A 15,758-nucleotide genomic window follows, 5' to 3' on the forward strand; every position below is an offset into this window, starting at 1 on the left:
GTCGGTCCGCGGTGTCGGCTACCGGTTCAACGACTATCCACCGCAGTGAATGTTTCGTCGTCCCAGCCCGCGTAGTCCTGCCACGCTCGGATGTAGTCCGCGGCGAAGATCGGTCCGGGGAGATCGGGAATGTCGAAGGCGGCGACCATGATCGGCAGGTGCGCGGTCAGCACCTCGTGCAGCCGGTTCAGCTCGGTCGTCACCCACGTCGCAAGATCCGGCGACATGCGCCGGTGCGCGGTGTACCAGGTGCCGCGCGCATGGATGCGTTCGAGTGCGTACGCCGCGGCCGCGGTGCCGATCAGTTCCTTGGCGGTGGGGTCGTCGGTGTTGAGTGCCGCGGTGGCCAATGCCGTTGCCGCCAGCCGTTCTGCCGTCGCGGTGGCCAGTTCGATGGCGGCCGAGTCCGGCCCGAGCGCATTGCCGGTCGACCGGTAGCTGCCGTTGTGCAGGTCCGCGGCGATCGTGCGTTCGCGTTCCGCGAGTGTGTCGATGTACCACGGCATTCGCGGCGTATCCGGTAGTCGGAGTGCGGTGAGGTCTCGGCCCTGCTTGCCCGCGGTGACCTGCATGATCTGGTTCTCACCCTCGGCTGTGATGATCGCCTCCAGATTGCCGACCCAGTCGACGATGTGGTTGACGCGCAGTGCGCCCTGGGCCGCGGCGCGCTGCCTGCACATCATGAGGACTTGATGGGCGGTGTTGGACAGCAACGGTTTTGCGAGCATCGACCACACCGCATGCTCCTGCCCGTCACCCGTGGTCGTTGCCCGCAGGTCGCGCAGCCGCAGTCCGAGACCGCTTGCGGCATAGACCGCGGCGAGTCCGGTGACCAGATCTCGTTGCACGGCATCGCGATCGGCCATCAGCATTCCGGAACCCGGCCTGCGCTGGCGGGTGTAGTTGACCAGCCCGGCCAGCGCGGCGCGAGCGCTGGCGATGGCGGCGTTGGCCAGGTCGAGGCGACCGTTGCCGAGCACGCTGATGGCGCGGTGGAATCGCTTGCGCGGCGGCAGCGTGCAGTCGAAGCGGCCGTCCGCGGACATCCGAGCCCAGTCTCCGCCGAGCAGTGCCGCGCGCGGCAGCCGCACCTCGTCGAACCGGATCATCGCGTGGTCCATCGGCGCGGAATCCTTGTCCGGCAGGCGCATTACGTGCACACCGTCGGCCAGCCCATGCCGCGTGCGCAGCCTGAGCAGGAAGGGCAGCACGCCCTCGTCGCGTCCGTCGACGAGCAGACGTGCGGTGACCACCGCGGTTTTCGGCTCGCGGACGTCGGCGACATTGGGCATGATCTTGACTGCGCTGGCCGCCGGTGTGGTGAGCCGGAATTCGCCTGCGGCGGCGTCCCAGCGCGCCGTGGTCTGCTGGTCGGCGCCGTTGGTGCCGCCGAGTTCGGTCAGCATCAGCACACCGAGTGCGGCGCCGGTGTCCAGCTCGGCGAGGCAGTCCTGCTGATAGCGCGACCCGTTGCCGAGCGCGAGGATGGCGCCAACCGTCAGGTCGAAATGCCCAGTGAGCACAAGCAATAGCCTGGGGGCTGCGACCTGCGCCCAGTCACAGAGCGCGCCACGCAGATGCGCGTCGGCGGCGATCTCGCTGGCCGGGCGCCCGAGCCCAGCGATGACCGCGCGTAAGAGTGTGGGGGCGATCTCGGTTTCCCGTGCGAAGGTGAGTCCGGAGGGCGGCAGATCGGACAGGCCGACGACAAGGTCGCGCACCTGGGCGTGCAGCGACGTGTGCGTACCGAAGATCACCTCCCGCAGTGCCTCGACAGTTGGTGTGGTTGCGGCGGTGTCGAAAGGCCGAAGCGGTGGCTCGGCGTACGTTTCGTTGGCGGTAACGTCTGAAGTTGTCATTGCACTCACCCTGACGCTGGGTTCGGCCCGCACAGAATCGCTCGAGGTGGTGGCGCGCGGGCAGGTTTCTCCGGGCGGACGCCGGTGGGCTGCCCGGTGCTGTCGGCGGTTCGCTGGTGCGCGGCTATTCCATACACGGTCCTTACCTGAGATTCATCGGCGGCGTCTCGGGGAAGACGACGGGTAGTTGGGCCAGTGCCCGATGGAATGGCCCAGGGCGCCACACCAATTCGTCGGCGGGGACGGCGAGCCGCAGTTCCGGCAATGCGTCGAGCAGCAGGTCGATGGCGTCGTGCGCGATCAGTTGCGCGGCCGACCTGGCGAGCGCGGGGCAGGCATGCGGCCCGGAACCCCATGCGAGGTTCCATCCGTTGCCCGCGTAGTCGCCGGTGTTGAGCTCGGGGCCGTTGTTGCACGCCGCCATGCTGGTGATCACCGGCTGGTTCGCGGGTAGCCAGACGTTGTCGATCACGATCGGCTGCAGCGGGTAGGTGATGCAGTAGTTGGCCAGCGGCGGATCGGTCGCCAAGATCTCGTCGAGCGCCGAGGCGGTCGACGGTGCGAAGCCGAGTTCGTTGCCCATGAAACGTTTTTCGTTGGTCAACATCAACAGCACCGTGTTGGCGATGAGGTTCTGCGGTATTTCGATGCCCGCGGAATAGCAGGTGACGAGCTGGTGGATCATCTCCGTGTCGGTCAGTTCCACAGGATGGCGCACCAGCCGGGTGGTGAGATCGTCGCCGGGCACCGCGCGTTTGAGGCGGGTGAGGTCGAGCAACGCTGCGTCGAGCATCGCGTTCACGGTGGCCGTGTCGACCCCTTCGAACAGCGCCTTGCTCGCTTCAGCGACTTGCTGACCGATCTGTGGCGGGCAGCCGAGCATCTGATTGAGCACATCGAAGACCAGCGGAAGACTGTACTGGCTCAGCAGATCCGCGGACCCGGTCTCACAGAACGCGTTGATCAGCGGCAGGGCGGCCGATTCCACCATGGTGTGCAAGGCGTGCTGGTCGACCCCGGCCAACGCGTCGTTGGTCGCTTTGCGGTACCGCGCGTGCTCGACCGTGTTTCCGTTGCTGCGCAGCGCATTCGGTCGCCATTCGACCATCGGCATGATCGGCAGGTTCGCGGGAACGGTCTTCTGCCACGGTCGAGGATCGGCGGACATGTGCTCGGGATCGTTGAGAATCCTGACCGCGGTGCGATAGCCGATCACCAAGGTGGCGGGCACGCCCGGCCAGATTTCGACCGGCACCATGGTGCCGTAGCGACTGCGCATGCTGCGGTAGGCGCCGTGCGGATCGGCCGCGAATTCCTCGGTGTAGATCGGGATTCGCGGGCCGATCGCCTCGATCGGCATGGGGGGATTCGTTGTTGGTGCGGTTTGAGCGTGCAGAGGCACTGCAGAGGTTCTCCTTGGTCGGGCGAGAGATGTGGGGACGGCATTCATGAGCGCACGCGTAGCCACCGCGAACCGGAGTATCCGGATCGCGGTGGAGGTGTGCTGGTCTCGGCGTGCCTACCGAGGTAATCGGAACAGCGGGAACAGGTTCGCGGGCAGCGGATTTGGCGCACGATAGAACGTGGACACGCTGGAACTCCTCTGCTCGCGCGGGCCGGTGAGCAACCTGGCGGTCCTGCTCATGAAACCAGCCGGTATCTCAAATATGTTCGAATGCACCGGGTTTCAGTCAATCTCTTCTGACGATACGCATCGGCGCACCCGTCGCTGTTCCCTGCGCTGGGAACAGCAACCGCGGCAGGCTCGTTCAGCGCTTGGCCGCCGCGGCCGCGGGTTGCCGCGCGGCCGCCCGATCCACCGCGGCGAAACTGTAGAAGGGCGGCAGCGGATGCCCCGCCGGATCCGACCTCGGCTCGATGCCGAGCTGGGACCAGCTTCCTGCCTTGCCGACGCGCAGGACGGGAATGCCGTTGACCGTGTGGATATCTCGATCGACACCGCTGCGCTGCAATGCCATGGCGGCGGGCGGGCCGACCAGCGGATGTGGGTCGCCGTACTCCCGAATCGGCAGCACCACCGGACTACCCGGATTCGCGGCAAGCGCACGGCGGAAAATCGGATGGTTGGCGACCAACCGCCCGAGCGTGTCCCCGGAGACGCAGGCGAACGTCGGCAGGCCGTCCTGCAGCACACTGATGACCGCGCGACCGCAGCGCACGTGCGTGAGCAGCAGAATCGGCGGCGTGCCCGCCGCGAGCACCGCGTCATACCAAGGCGCTCTTCGTGCGGGCCCGAAGTCCCATGCCTGCGGTTCGCCTCGACCCGTCGGCAATGGAGTGACCAGACTGAAGTAGCGATCGCCCCGGCGAATCCGCTTCCCCGCGTACTGCTGGTAGGCGGTGTCGCGCTGGTCGAGCATCGGCAGCGTCACCCCGATGCAGCGACCGTCGGCGGCGGTCAGCGCGGTGATCACGACATCATCGGTGGCGTATTTCTCCGGCCCGTGGAAGTTGGTCCAGAGGAGACTGTTGGGCACCATGGCGATCCGATCTGCATGCTGATCCGTCCAGCACAATGGTCCAGAACTCGGTGGGCCGCGCGCATGGGGTGATGCCTGACGGCTATCCCGTGGCATACCTACCTACCAGGGTGACCAGGCAAGGTCTGCGGCGAGCGATGCGTGTCGCCAGATCGGCCATGGTGTGGGGCCGGCTCGAGCCGCAACGTTCCTACGTGCATAGCAAACATCGCGCAGGGGTTCCCTGATGCCGGTCAGTTACCGATCGGTCAACGATCAACGTGGCTCCCACACTGTGGGGCCACACCTCGGCACCACCGCCGGATGTGCTGGCTGCGCACCCCTACAGGAGAATGTCATGGCACTGCCAACGATGCCGATCGGTTCGGCGCGGACCGAGCATTTCGTCCTTCCGAAGCAGTGGGCGTCGATGCGGAAAGCCGAAGCGCTGGAACAGGAGACCGGCCGCCGCATCGTGCACTTCGAGAAGGGCGATTTCCAGGGCGACGAATTCCTGCCTGCGCCGCACATCATGGAAGCCTGCACGGCGGCGCTGCGGGCAGGCGAGGTGCGCTACGTCCCCGGTCCAGGCCTGCCCGAGCTGCGCGACGCCATCGCCGCCGAGCTGACCAGTCGGGGCAGGCCGACAGCCAGGGAAGAAGTGCTGGTCACCATGGGTGCCAAGCATGCGTTGACGCAGACGCTGCTGACGCTGATCGGCGAGGGCGACTCGGTCGTTTTCCCCAATCCGGGCTATCCGCCGGACGAGTTCTGGGTGACCTACGCGGGCGGCCAGGTGCTCTACGCACCGCTGACCGAGCCTGATTTCGCTTGGGATCTCATGGCATTGGAGTCATTGCTCGCCGAACACCGGCCCGCCCTGTTGATTCTCAACTCCCCGCAACGCCCGAACGGCATGGTGGTCGGCCACCTCGCTGATATCGCCGAATTGTGTGTGCGCTACGGAACATTGGTGCTCAGCGATGAGATATTCAGCCATCGCGTGTATGCACCGGCCGAGCACGAGTCGATCGCCGCATTGCCGGGCATGGCCGAAAGGTCGATCGTCGTCGACACTTTCAGCAAAACCTATATCATGACCGGATTCCGGATCGGCTGGAGCGTGGCAAATCCGGAGCTGTGCACGTTGCTCGATATCTTCCAGCAGAACTCGGTGACCAACGTGCCCGCGTTCGTCCAGCAGGCCGCGCTGGCCGCACTGACCGGACCGCAGGATCACGTCGCGCACACCACCGCGTTGTTGCGCGCCAAACGGGACAAGATGGTCGCCGCGCTGAATCAGATGCCCGGCGTGACCTGTCCGGCGCCGGACGGCTCCTTCTACGTCTTCCCCGATACTCGCGCGACGGGCCGGTCCGCCCAGCAGGTGAGCGATTTCCTCACCGAGGAGTTCTCGGTGGCCACGGTGGCGGGCACCGCCTTCGGTTCGCTGGGCGAGGGCCATATTCGCCTCACCTATGCCTGCCCCGACGACGTGCTCGACGAGGGCATCGAACGGCTCGGCAACGCGTTCGCCGCCATCGAGGCCGGTCGTGCCTGAGCTGCTCCGCTTCGGTGCGTCCGTGTTCGACAGCACCGATCGCGGCATCGATGAGAAGCCGCTGGATTCCGCTTACCTCGAGATATTGAGTGCCTTCGTTGCCGACACGGCGGACAGCTGCTCGTTCCACGGAAAACGGCTGGCCGAAGCGGGTTTCCACGGTGGCCCGCTGCGGTCCTACGCCGAATTCGGCGAGCTGCCGCTGCTCGCGCCCGGTGAGGTGTCGTCGGTGCCGGACGGTGCGCTGCTGCCGGACCGGCTGGCCGCGGCGGCGGTGAACGGCCTGTTCGGGCTGGCCTCCGAGGAACGGATCGCCAGAAAGTTCCTCACCACCAGTTCCACTGGGCGACCGAAGGGTTCGTACTACACCCACGAAGATTGGGCAGCGGCAACGCAGTTCGGCGATCGGTTGATGCGGGAGGCCGAACCCGCGGACTACGCACGAATGTTCAACGGTTTTCACAACGGCCATGTCGCGGGCAAACTGATGGAGGACATCTTCACCACGGCAGGCTGCGTGGTGGAGAACAATCATCATCTCAACGCAACGCCCGAACAGATCCTCGGCCAACTCGCCGACGGGCTGAGCGCTTTCGGCGGGTTCAACGCCATGGCCCTGCCGCCGTGGCGCCCGAAGCACTTGGCCGGCAACAAGGGCGCCACCCTGGACACGCTGCTCGACGAGGACATCGACAACGTCATCGGCGCGCAGATCCGGGTCATTGTCGGTGGGGGAGCACCGTTTCCGTCGGACGGCAGCCTCCAGGAACGCACCTGGAGCGCGAATGATCTGGCCGGTTGGCCCCCATCCCAGTTCATTCACACCTATGGCTCCGCCGAGGTCGGCATCGCGGCGGTCGGCTGTTCGGCCGGGCCCGCCCTGCACGTGCTCCAGGGTTTCATCTACACCGAGGTGCTCGACGAGCAGACCGGCGAGCACGTGCCCGACGGCGGGCGCGGGCTGGTCGTCCTGACGGGGCTCAAGCACGGCAGCCGATATCTGCGCTACCTCGTCGGTGACGAAGCGACCTACCTCGAAGGGGCGTGCGCCTGCGGCCGCACTTCCCCACGGCTGCTGGACATTCAGCGTGTGCTGGAACTGGAGCGGCTCAACACCGGATGTGCGGCGGGTGGGGTCTGATGCTGTCCAACATCGTCAACAACTCGGTGCGGCTGTCGAGCGAACGCCGCGAACTGCACGGGTGGGACGTCCCAGGGTGCGCACCCGAAGATCTGTCGCTCGCCTTGAAGAAGGTACGCAATACCGCACCCGCCGATCTACGGAAAACTGTTGCGGCGCTGTGCGATATCGGTCGGCGCGGCGACTGGCTCAGCGAGGCGGACCTGGCGGAGTTGGCGGCGCGCACCGGCAGTCCGCTGTCGTTTCTGCGCCGCTCGGTCGCGGCGGTCAACGCCTGGCTCGCGTCCGTCGACGTCTACGTAGCCCGGTTCGGCGTGCCTGCCGACCACACGGTGCTGCACGGTCCCGGACGCAGCTATCAGGGCGGTATTCCGACCGCGATGATCCTGGCAGGCGACTCGACCTCGCTCACCGCATGGGCACTCGGTCAGGCACTGCTCTCGGGAAATCCGTTGGTGGTCAAGCCGAGTACGGTCGAGCCGTTGTCGGCATATCGGTTCGTGCACGCCGTGCTGTCGGCCGGGTTGGACGCACCGAACCTGGTGCTGCTCGACAGTTCCGACCTGGCCGAGCGGCACCTGATCGAGCGTGCGATCCGCGCCTGCGGACAATCGGTGATCTACGGCGAGGACACAACGGTGCACTCGGTATACCACTCGATCGACCTGCCGCCACAGCACCGCAAGATCGCCTTCTGGACCGGACGCTCGGGTGCGATCGTGTACCCGGACGCCGATATCACCGCTGCGGCAAGGGATCTGGTGCACGGAACGGCGGCAGATCGCGGCAACATGTGTAACTCGACCAAGAAGGTATACGTCCCCATCGACCTGCGCGACGAACTGGAGCGAGCATTGATCGCCGAGGCGGATTCGATCCGGCGCGGCGACCCGCTCGACCCGGCAACCGAGCTGGGTCGGCTCGAACCGGCAGGCCGGAAAATGGCCGAAGAGCGCTGCGCCGGTGCGGAAGTGATCTACGACCGGGACGTGCTGCTGGTCCGCTGCCGAGACGGATCCCCGTTGCTTGCCGAGGAAACGCCGTACCCGATTCTCGGCATCCGGTACTACCGCGCGGACGAGGACCCGATCGAGCTGGCCAACCGCACGGTGCGGCATACGCCGTCCGGAATGGCGTTGGCGATGAGCGTTTTCACGCGACAGCCGCGCCTCGAGGTCGTCCGGTTGCGGGCGCACAAGGTGCTGCGCAACGCGCCGACCAGCCAGGTCGACTATGCGTCGCGGCATCAGGGGATGTATCTCACCACGGCACTGATGCGGACGACGGTGCTGGCGTGATCATTGTCGTCGGCGCGGGTTCGGCGGGCTGTGTCGTGGCCGATCGACTCACCGAGGATCCGCGCGAGGTCATGCTGCTCGAGGCGGGGCCGGACTACCCGGTGCGGTTCCCCGACGAGATGCTCGACGGACGCTCGATGGCCACGACCCACGACTGGGGTTATTCCGTGCCACGGCCGCGAGTGGTCGGCGGATCTTCGGCCACCAACGCCACTTTCGCCTTCCCGGGTGATGGCGTGTACGGCGACTGGGATTACTCGGCGGTGCTGCGCACGCTCCCGATCTCCGTCTACGGTCCCGAGGAACTCACCGAGGTGCAGCGCGCGTTCCTCCTCGCCGCCCCCGACGCCGCGCCGATTCCGATGAATCGTGTTGGCGCAGTGCGGCAGAACGCCGCGATGACCTACTTGGCCAGGGCGCGCCGCCGGACCAACCTGACGATTCGGTCCGATTGCCTGGTGCACCAGCTGCTCGTCGACGACGACCGGGTCGTCGGGGTGCGCGCCGGTGACACCGAGCTGCGCGCCGACCACGTGGTGCTGGCCGCGGGCGCCTTCGGCAGCCCGATGATCCTGCTGCGGTCCGGTATCGGGCCCGCCGAGGACCTGCGCCGCCTCGGTATCCCGGTCCGGCTCGACCTTCCGGTGGGAACCGGCCTCACCGACCACCCGCTGTGGGAACTCCGTTATGCCACTGCGAAACCCACGCCGGGCGGCCCGGATTTCCAAGTGCTGCTCAGCCTGCTCGATGCCCAGATCTTTCCCACCTCGGCGCGCCGCTGCGGCATCTTGGCCAGCCCCACCGGGGCGTACTTCGGTCTCACCGTCTCCGCGATGCACCCGAACTCCGCAGGCACGGTACGGCTTTCCTCGGCGCACCCTGAAGCGCCACCGGTGATCGACTTCCGTCACCTTGCCGATCAGGCCGATCGGGACGTGATGGTCGCCGCTGCTCAGCTGGCGCGCACGCTGGCCACCACTGAGCCGATGGCCAGTTTGGTTCGCCGGGAGCTGTATCCGGGTCCCGAGGCCGATCTCGAGGCGACGATCGTTCGGGATGTCACCACCTATCACCACGCGTCCGGTAGCTGTGCCGCGGTGGTCGAGCGGACCGGCCGAGTGCACGGGTTGCGTGGGCTCTCCGTGGTCGATGCCTCGGTCCTGGCTCCGATCCCCGGTACCAATATCCACCTCACCGTGCTCGCACTCGCCGAACGCTGGTGTCGGGTGTTCGCCGGCGATCAGGCCGACGCCGCCGGCCCGAGCGTGCCTGCGGCACCGGCCGATCCGGCGCGCTAGATCAGTTCGCCCTCGCGACAGAGGCTGGGGCGCCGCCACGACACCGGCGGCGGTGTCGTTCCGTCGAAGTGCCAGCCCGAGATCGGCCCTGCGGCTTTCCACCACAGGAAGCCGTTCCCGTCCTGCATGACCTCGAAAATATCTTCGCGCCCGTCGATGAGCTGGTCGCCGACGCAGTAGTCGGTGTAGTCGGTGCCGGGTTGCAGTGCGCCCGCGCTGAACCTGCCGCGCGGATTGGCCTTGGCGCCGGGGTTCGCAACGGTGGTGCGCGCGTCCGTTCGCGGGCCGCGCAGCCACCGTGCGTAGCCACAGGTGAACTCCCAGCCGCCCGCAACGACCGTGCTGCCGGGTGCATGCGCGGCACCCGCCCAGAGACAGTCGGCCCCGGGGTTCGCCTGGGTTGTTCCGGACGCGACGCCGAGGCCGAGCAGTCCGGTCGTCAGCACGGCCGCGGCGAGGCGGCGGGGGAGGGTGGATCGAGTTGCTCGACCGGTCGTGATCATCGACATCGTCATCCTTCGTCGGTGTCCTGCTTGCCGACGAGGTCCGAGCTGGCAAGCAACAGCGTACCATCAAATGATGTGCCGCTGAGTAACGGTATGCAACGAAGGGTTCACCAGGGGTGGAAAGGGCGCCGAATCCGGAATCAGGCCGGAACGGCGTGGCGCATGTCGTGCGTGACCTGCTCCGGAGATCCGGCGACGACGTGGCCGAGCCCTGCGGCCAAGGCGGCGATGGCGGTGCCGACACTGCTGACGCCCGCGATCATCGCGGAAATAGCGAGTTCCGCGGTGGCGGGGATCTGGGTCTGCCCTCCGGAGCCGAGAAGCTGGTGCAGCACGGCCCGGACACCCGAGGTCAAATTGCTCGGCGGCGTTGTCGTCATGTCGCGCAGTTCCGGTGCTTTGCCGTGCAGGTAGAGCAGCGCCGCGCACACGCACACCGCGGTCACCGCGCTGCCGACGACCAAGAGCAGTGCGAAGAAATTGCTTCGGGTCCCGAGGTACAGCACCACCGCGCAGGCGGTGGTCAGTGCGGCGGCCGCCGCGAACATGCCCCAGGTGCTGTGCAGGGAGATGTAGTCGTTGCCCGGCATCGTCGCGTGCAAGTGTTCGCGGTCGATCCGGCCGAAGGCGTTGGTGCTCACGTCACCCCTCGGCCCGGTGGCCGAAACCCAGGGTTGAAAGAGCAAGCCGAAGGTCAACAGGCTCAACGCCGCAATACACCAGAATTTCCGGTCTTGGCGCGGCGTGGCGGGATAGGGGACTGCTACGGAAGGTGAATTAGCCATCTTCTCTGATCATTTCGCGAGGATGTTGACGGGTCGGAATTCCACCGGTACGCGTCGCTGCGAATGCGGAGTTTCGAATCAGAATCGATGGGCGTCTGTGGCCATCTGGCCCAAGGCTAAGGCTGCCGTGTTCGGGTGGTCAAGGCGTATCGGGCCGACCCTGTCGCCGTCGGGCGGCCCGTAGATTTCCAGGACATTTGACCAATTTCGGCGAATTGCCGTGCTGACGGGCGGGTTTCGGACCTCGGTAATCGCCGATAGCTAGCGGCACGCTGGATGACGTGCCATCTAATCGTGATGCATCACACGATCGGCGGGGGTCAGTGACCCGACTTGATGAGAGATACGCGCACCGGTGACGGATCGACCTCGGCCCGGCGATTGCGCGCCCACTGGGCGGTCGCCGCAAGCGCCGAGAATATTGCGATCCCGCCCGCGAACCACGCCCACGAGGTGAGACCGGCGGTGGCCCAGGTGTATCTGTTGACGCCGGGCAGCGCATAGGTGCTGTTGCCCGAGGCCCAGCGAATCAGCAGGCCCGCGACGCTGCCCGGGTCGCGCGGTGGCCCGTTCGCGACCATGTTCCTGATGTTCGGCGCCTGCCGGTTCATGTGGACCAGGGCGAAGGCGACGAAGAGCGACATGGCCACCGAGGACACCATCACGGCGGTGGACAGCGCCTGAGTACGGGCTCGAAGGTTGAGCACCGCGAGGACGACGGTGAGGATGACGGCGATGCAGGCGAGGACGGCCCAGGCGCCGTTGATCTTCGCCATGGGTGGTGGCGAGCTCGACCAGAGGGCGACCAGGGAACTGGAAATCTCGAACTTCCCGAACGGCGTCGCCTTGATCGTGCCGTCGGTCGCGGACGCTCTGATCCACGGCTGGAACAACGCGAAGAAGGTGATGAGGTTGCCCACCGCGGCGCAGGCATAACCCCAGTGGCCGCGGAGCCAGGCCAGCTGCAGTCGGAGCGCGGTCACGGTGGCCACAGCGTCCAGTCGCCTGCGCGCGGCGCGCTGCTCTGGCATGGGCGTAATAGCTTGTGCCTGTTGCTGTTTGCCCGCTTGCCACGGCGTTGGCTGCACCATCGAACCAGTTTAGGGGCCGGACCGCGGCGAATCCCGGTCCGCACCACCACTGCCGGGAAGTGTTGCCGGACAGTGGTGGTGCGGACCGTGCGTCTCAGGCCTTGGGCTCGGCCGCAGCCGGGTCGGGATCGGACTCCGGTGCGCGAGTGGCCGGCCGGGCACTGCGGGTGATGACGATGGGCAATTGCGACGGGATGCGCAGGTGGATGCGCAGCGGGCCTGCCGGACGGTTACGCATCCACTGGGTGCATGCGGTCACCGCCGAAATCACCGCCATCGCGGCGGCGAACCAGGCCCAGGCGGTGAGACTGGCGGTGACCAGGGAAACTTTGTCCAGGCCCGGCACCGGGTATTTGCCGTTGCCGTTCATCCAACGCATCAGCAAACCGATCTGGCCGCCCAGATCCCTCGTGTTGCCGTACCCGAACATGTCGCGCAGTTCCGGCCCTTTGCGGTTCATGTGGATCAGTGCGCAGACCACGAAAAATGCCGTGGCAAGGGAGGATCCGGCGGCCACCCGGAAAAGGATCTCGGTCCGTGCCCACAGATTGATCACCACGGCGGAGACGGTGAAGGCGACGGCGACGGTGGCGAGGACCGCCCACGTGCCGTTGACCACCGTCGGTTTCGGTGGCTTCCCAGACCAGAGAAAGACCAGGGAGCTCGAAACCTCGTATTTTCCGAAGGGCGTTGCCTTGATCCAGCCGTCGAGCGTTGCGGCATTGATCCAGGGCTGGAACAGCACCGAGAAGGTGACGAGGTTGCCGATCGCCGCGAACAGATAACCCCACTGCCCGCGCAACGCGGCGACGTGCGGTCCGAGGGAGGTGACGAGGTGCGCGACTTCGATCCGGCGGGCCAATCCAGCGCGCGCGGTGCGGCCCGTCGGGCCGGTGTGCCCGGGTGGCTTCTTGCCCGCTTGCCAGGGTGTTGGCTGCACCATCATGCGAGTTTAGAAGCCGATGCTGCGTGATCTCGGTGCGTGCTCACCGCTCGTGGGAAGCTTGCCGCATGGCCAAGGGTAATCGGCTCGGTCAGGGGAATCCCCCTTCGATCGCCAGCCATTTTGTCGGCAGGACTCGTGAGCTTCGACAGATCGGCGAGTTGCTCTCCGGCATGGTCAGGTTGGTCACCCTGGTCGGTGCGGGCGGCATCGGCAAGACCCGCTTGGCGGCCGAGGCGGTGTCGCGCTACACGAAGAGCAGGAAAGTTCCCGTCTATTGGGTCAGCTTGGCGGGCACGGCCGCCGGCGCGGAGGTGGCGGCGCTGGAGTTCGAATTGGCGCACGCCGTGGTCGATCTCGACTTCTCCGATCGTTCGCGGTGGAATGCCGTGGTGGACCGGCTCAGCCGCTCGGATGCGGTCGGGGTGGCGCTGCAGTCGGTGCTCGTGCTCGACAATTGCGAGCACGTCCTCGCTGCGGCGGGCGACCTCATCGCCGAACTGCTCGATGTGGTGCCAGGACTGTCGATCATCGCGACGAGCCGGGAGCCGATCGGCTGGGTCGACGAGCGGTTGATCTCGGTGCCGCCGCTCACCTCCGAGCAGGCCCTCTCGTTGTTTCGGCATCGTGCGACGCTCGTCAGCCAGCCGCTGGCCGGCGCCGACGATGCGCACATGGCAGGCGAGATCTGCCAGCACATGCACTATTTCCCGCTGCACATCAGGCTGGCCGCCGCGCGGCTCACCCGCCAGCCGCTGCCGCTGATCTTGCGCGACCTCAACGGAGCCGCGTCCGACCGGCGCATGCAGTGGTCGCAGCCGCCGCTCGGCGGTGCCGACGAGCGACACCAGAGCATTCGCGACGTGATCGCGTGGTCCTACGAACTGTGCGAGGACAACGAACAGCTGCTGTTTCGCCGGATGGCGGTGTTCGCCGTCGATGCCGACGTGCCCACCGACGACGCCGTGGTCGGTGCCCAATCCGGCGGCGGGGGAGCGGAATTGGCCGCCGTGGTCGCGGTGTGCGCCGACGAGGACGGTGCCGACGGACGACTACGACTCGGCGCCGCCGAGATACCTGAGCTGCTCGAGCGCCTCGTCGACCGCTCGCTGGTGGCCTCGCACATCTCGACCGATGCCGTCTATTACGCACTGGCAGAAAGCTTTCGGGTCTTTGCCCATCAGCAACTGCGGCAGCAGCCCGACGCGGACGACGAACTCGCCAGGCTGCTCGCGCGGCACCGGCGGTACTACCGCGACCGCGTCATGCATGCCCGCGCAAGCTGGTTCAGCACGCAGGACAAGCCGTTGCTCGAATGGGCGCAGCGGTCGTGGGACAACTTCGGGATCGCGATCGAGTCGAGTGTCGCGACCGCCGACGACGCGTCGATCGGCCTGGAGATCTCGCTCGGATTGCTCGCACTGCGCGCACCGTTGTTCGTCGGGTCGCTGCCCGAGATCCGCCGCTGGACCGAGAGCGCACTGGCGGCGGTGCGACGGCCGGGGCGCCCACACTCCGAGCCGGAAATCGCCGCGATGGGTCTGCTCGTCTGGAGTCTCATGTCGGAGGGCGCCTATCGCGCGGCCGAACGCCTGCTCGAGGCGGCCGTCGCGGCATGTCTGCCCGACGCGGCGGCGCGCGCGGGCTGGCGGGACCGGCCGGACGCCGACCTCGGGCTCGCACCCGAAGTCGAATTCGCCAGGGGCTGTGAGCTGATGCTGGCACAGCGCGATCCGCGCGCCATCGCGGTGCTTGCGCGTGCGCGCGAGATGGCCACTGCCCGTGGCGATTACGGTGTCGCCGCGATCAGTGAAATGATCGAGTCGTGGGCGGCGAGCCTGCTCGGGACCGCGCCGCTCGCGATGGCGACGACCCGGCGCTACCTCGACAACGCCACCCGCGCAGGCGCAACGATGGCCACGACATGGGCCCAGGTGGCCAGGGCGATCGCGCTGACGAAGCACGGTGACCCGGTCGAAGCGCTCGCCGCGGGCCGGGCCGCGCTGGCCGATCAGGTCCCGATGGGCGATCGCGTCGGCGCGTTGTGGGCCGTGCACGTCCGGGTGTGGTCGCTGTCGAAGATCATCGTGAACCGCGGCGACGGCGTCGACAAACGGGCACTCACCCGCGAGCTGGCCCGCGAGGCCGCGCACCTGATCGGCGGGGCCGAGACACAGCGCAGGATGTTCGGCATCGTGCTCGGCAAGCAAGGCCTGCTCGCCGATGAGCACACGGCGGCGATCGAGACGATTCGAAACGTCCTCGGCGCCAAGGCCTACGACGCGGCGGTCGCCGAGGGTGTCTCGCTCCGGTACGAGTTCGCCGAGGCGGAACGCCTTGCGCTCGGCGACTTCTCGCTCGGAGCCGCGAGCGCCGACACCATGCCGCCGGACGAGGTCGCGGCGACCTGGCTCGACCTCACCGAGTCCGAGCAGGATGTCGCGGTGCTGGCGGCGGCAGGCTGGACGAACAGTTCGATCGCCGCCCGGCGCGGCAGTTCGTATCGGACCGTGGACGCCCAAATGTCGACCATCTTCCAGAAATTGCACATCACCTCCCGCAAGGAGGTCCTCGATCGACTCCCCGCCGATCAACTTCCCCGGGTGCACGAAGCGGCGAAAGATCGCCCACGCCGCCATTGACTCCGGTTGCGCCACCGATTCAGCGGAGTAGCTCCATAACCGGGGCGAACCTCGCCATGTCGTGTTCGTAGACGGTGATGTAGTCGAAACCCCAACGGTCTCTGCGTTCGCTGAGCACGTCGGCCATCTGTGCCGGGCTGCCACGCGATAGTCG

At 67.0% G+C, this 15,758-nt stretch carries 12 protein-coding genes; 5 read left to right on the forward strand and 7 right to left on the reverse strand.

The window, feature by feature from the left end; translation table 11 throughout:
* Positions 1–26: 26 nt before the first annotated feature.
* From NA11_RS00900 to NA11_RS00910, 3 genes are all read right to left on the reverse strand, one after another.
* Entirely contained in the window at positions 27–1,859 is a 1,833-nt protein-coding gene (locus NA11_RS00900; RefSeq protein WP_069159765.1) for an acyl-CoA dehydrogenase family protein, read from the reverse strand.
* Positions 1,860–2,001: 142 nt separating this feature from the next.
* A complete protein-coding gene (locus tag NA11_RS00905) occupies positions 2,002–3,219 on the reverse strand; it encodes a cytochrome P450 family protein (RefSeq protein WP_069159766.1) in 1,218 nt (405 codons plus the stop codon).
* 409 nt (positions 3,220–3,628) lie between these two features.
* Positions 3,629–4,360 carry a hypothetical protein gene (locus NA11_RS00910; protein ID WP_069159767.1) on the reverse strand — a complete coding sequence of 244 codons (732 nt, stop codon included), beginning with the start codon at positions 4,358–4,360 and terminating at the stop codon, positions 3,629–3,631.
* Positions 4,361–4,697: 337 nt separating this feature from the next.
* On the opposite strand from NA11_RS00910, the gene NA11_RS00915 reads away from it, so the two are divergent.
* From NA11_RS00915 to NA11_RS00930, 4 genes are read left to right on the forward strand one after another with little or no spacing between them, the layout of a single operon-like run.
* The gene (locus tag NA11_RS00915) at positions 4,698–5,900 is read left to right on the forward strand and encodes a pyridoxal phosphate-dependent aminotransferase (RefSeq protein ID WP_167837519.1); all 1,203 of its coding nucleotides are present in this window, start codon (positions 4,698–4,700) and stop codon (positions 5,898–5,900) included.
* Positions 5,893–7,041, forward strand: coding sequence for a phenylacetate--CoA ligase family protein (locus tag NA11_RS00920; protein ID WP_069159768.1), 1,149 nt, complete (start codon positions 5,893–5,895; stop codon positions 7,039–7,041). Before NA11_RS00915 ends, NA11_RS00920 begins: the two co-directional genes overlap by 8 nt.
* Positions 7,041–8,339 (forward strand): aldehyde dehydrogenase family protein, encoded by a 1,299-nt coding sequence (locus tag NA11_RS00925; protein WP_069159769.1) that lies wholly within the window; start codon positions 7,041–7,043, stop codon positions 8,337–8,339. The genes NA11_RS00920 and NA11_RS00925 overlap by 1 nt, the downstream gene beginning before the upstream one ends.
* On the forward strand, positions 8,336–9,637 hold the full coding sequence (locus NA11_RS00930; RefSeq protein ID WP_069159770.1) for a GMC family oxidoreductase: 1,302 nt from the start codon (positions 8,336–8,338) through the stop codon (positions 9,635–9,637). The genes NA11_RS00925 and NA11_RS00930 overlap by 4 nt, the downstream gene beginning before the upstream one ends.
* Here the strand turns inward: NA11_RS00930 and NA11_RS00935 are convergent.
* The 4 genes from NA11_RS00935 to NA11_RS00950 form a co-directional block, all read right to left on the reverse strand.
* Positions 9,634–10,146: a hypothetical protein gene (locus NA11_RS00935; protein WP_141717310.1), complete on the reverse strand. Its 513-nt coding sequence runs from the start codon at positions 10,144–10,146 to the stop codon at positions 9,634–9,636. The genes NA11_RS00930 and NA11_RS00935 overlap by 4 nt on opposite strands.
* Positions 10,147–10,283: 137 nt before the next feature.
* Entirely contained in the window at positions 10,284–10,784 is a 501-nt protein-coding gene (locus NA11_RS00940; protein ID WP_069159772.1) for a hypothetical protein, read from the reverse strand.
* Between the two features lie 464 nt (positions 10,785–11,248).
* Positions 11,249–12,019 (reverse strand): hypothetical protein, encoded by a 771-nt coding sequence (locus NA11_RS00945; protein WP_141717311.1) that lies wholly within the window; start codon positions 12,017–12,019, stop codon positions 11,249–11,251.
* Between the two features lie 94 nt (positions 12,020–12,113).
* Positions 12,114–12,962 carry a hypothetical protein gene (locus tag NA11_RS00950; RefSeq protein ID WP_167837521.1) on the reverse strand — a complete coding sequence of 283 codons (849 nt, stop codon included), beginning with the start codon at positions 12,960–12,962 and terminating at the stop codon, positions 12,114–12,116.
* 68 nt (positions 12,963–13,030) lie between these two features.
* Between NA11_RS00950 and NA11_RS00955 the strand changes: the two genes are divergently transcribed.
* A complete protein-coding gene (locus NA11_RS00955; protein ID WP_084653862.1) occupies positions 13,031–15,604 on the forward strand; it encodes a helix-turn-helix transcriptional regulator in 2,574 nt (857 codons plus the stop codon).
* The last annotated feature ends 154 nt before the right edge of the window (positions 15,605–15,758 follow it).

Source organism: Nocardia altamirensis NBRC 108246 (assembly GCF_001612685.1).
Classification (GTDB): Bacteria; Actinomycetota; Actinomycetes; order Mycobacteriales; family Mycobacteriaceae; genus Nocardia; species Nocardia altamirensis.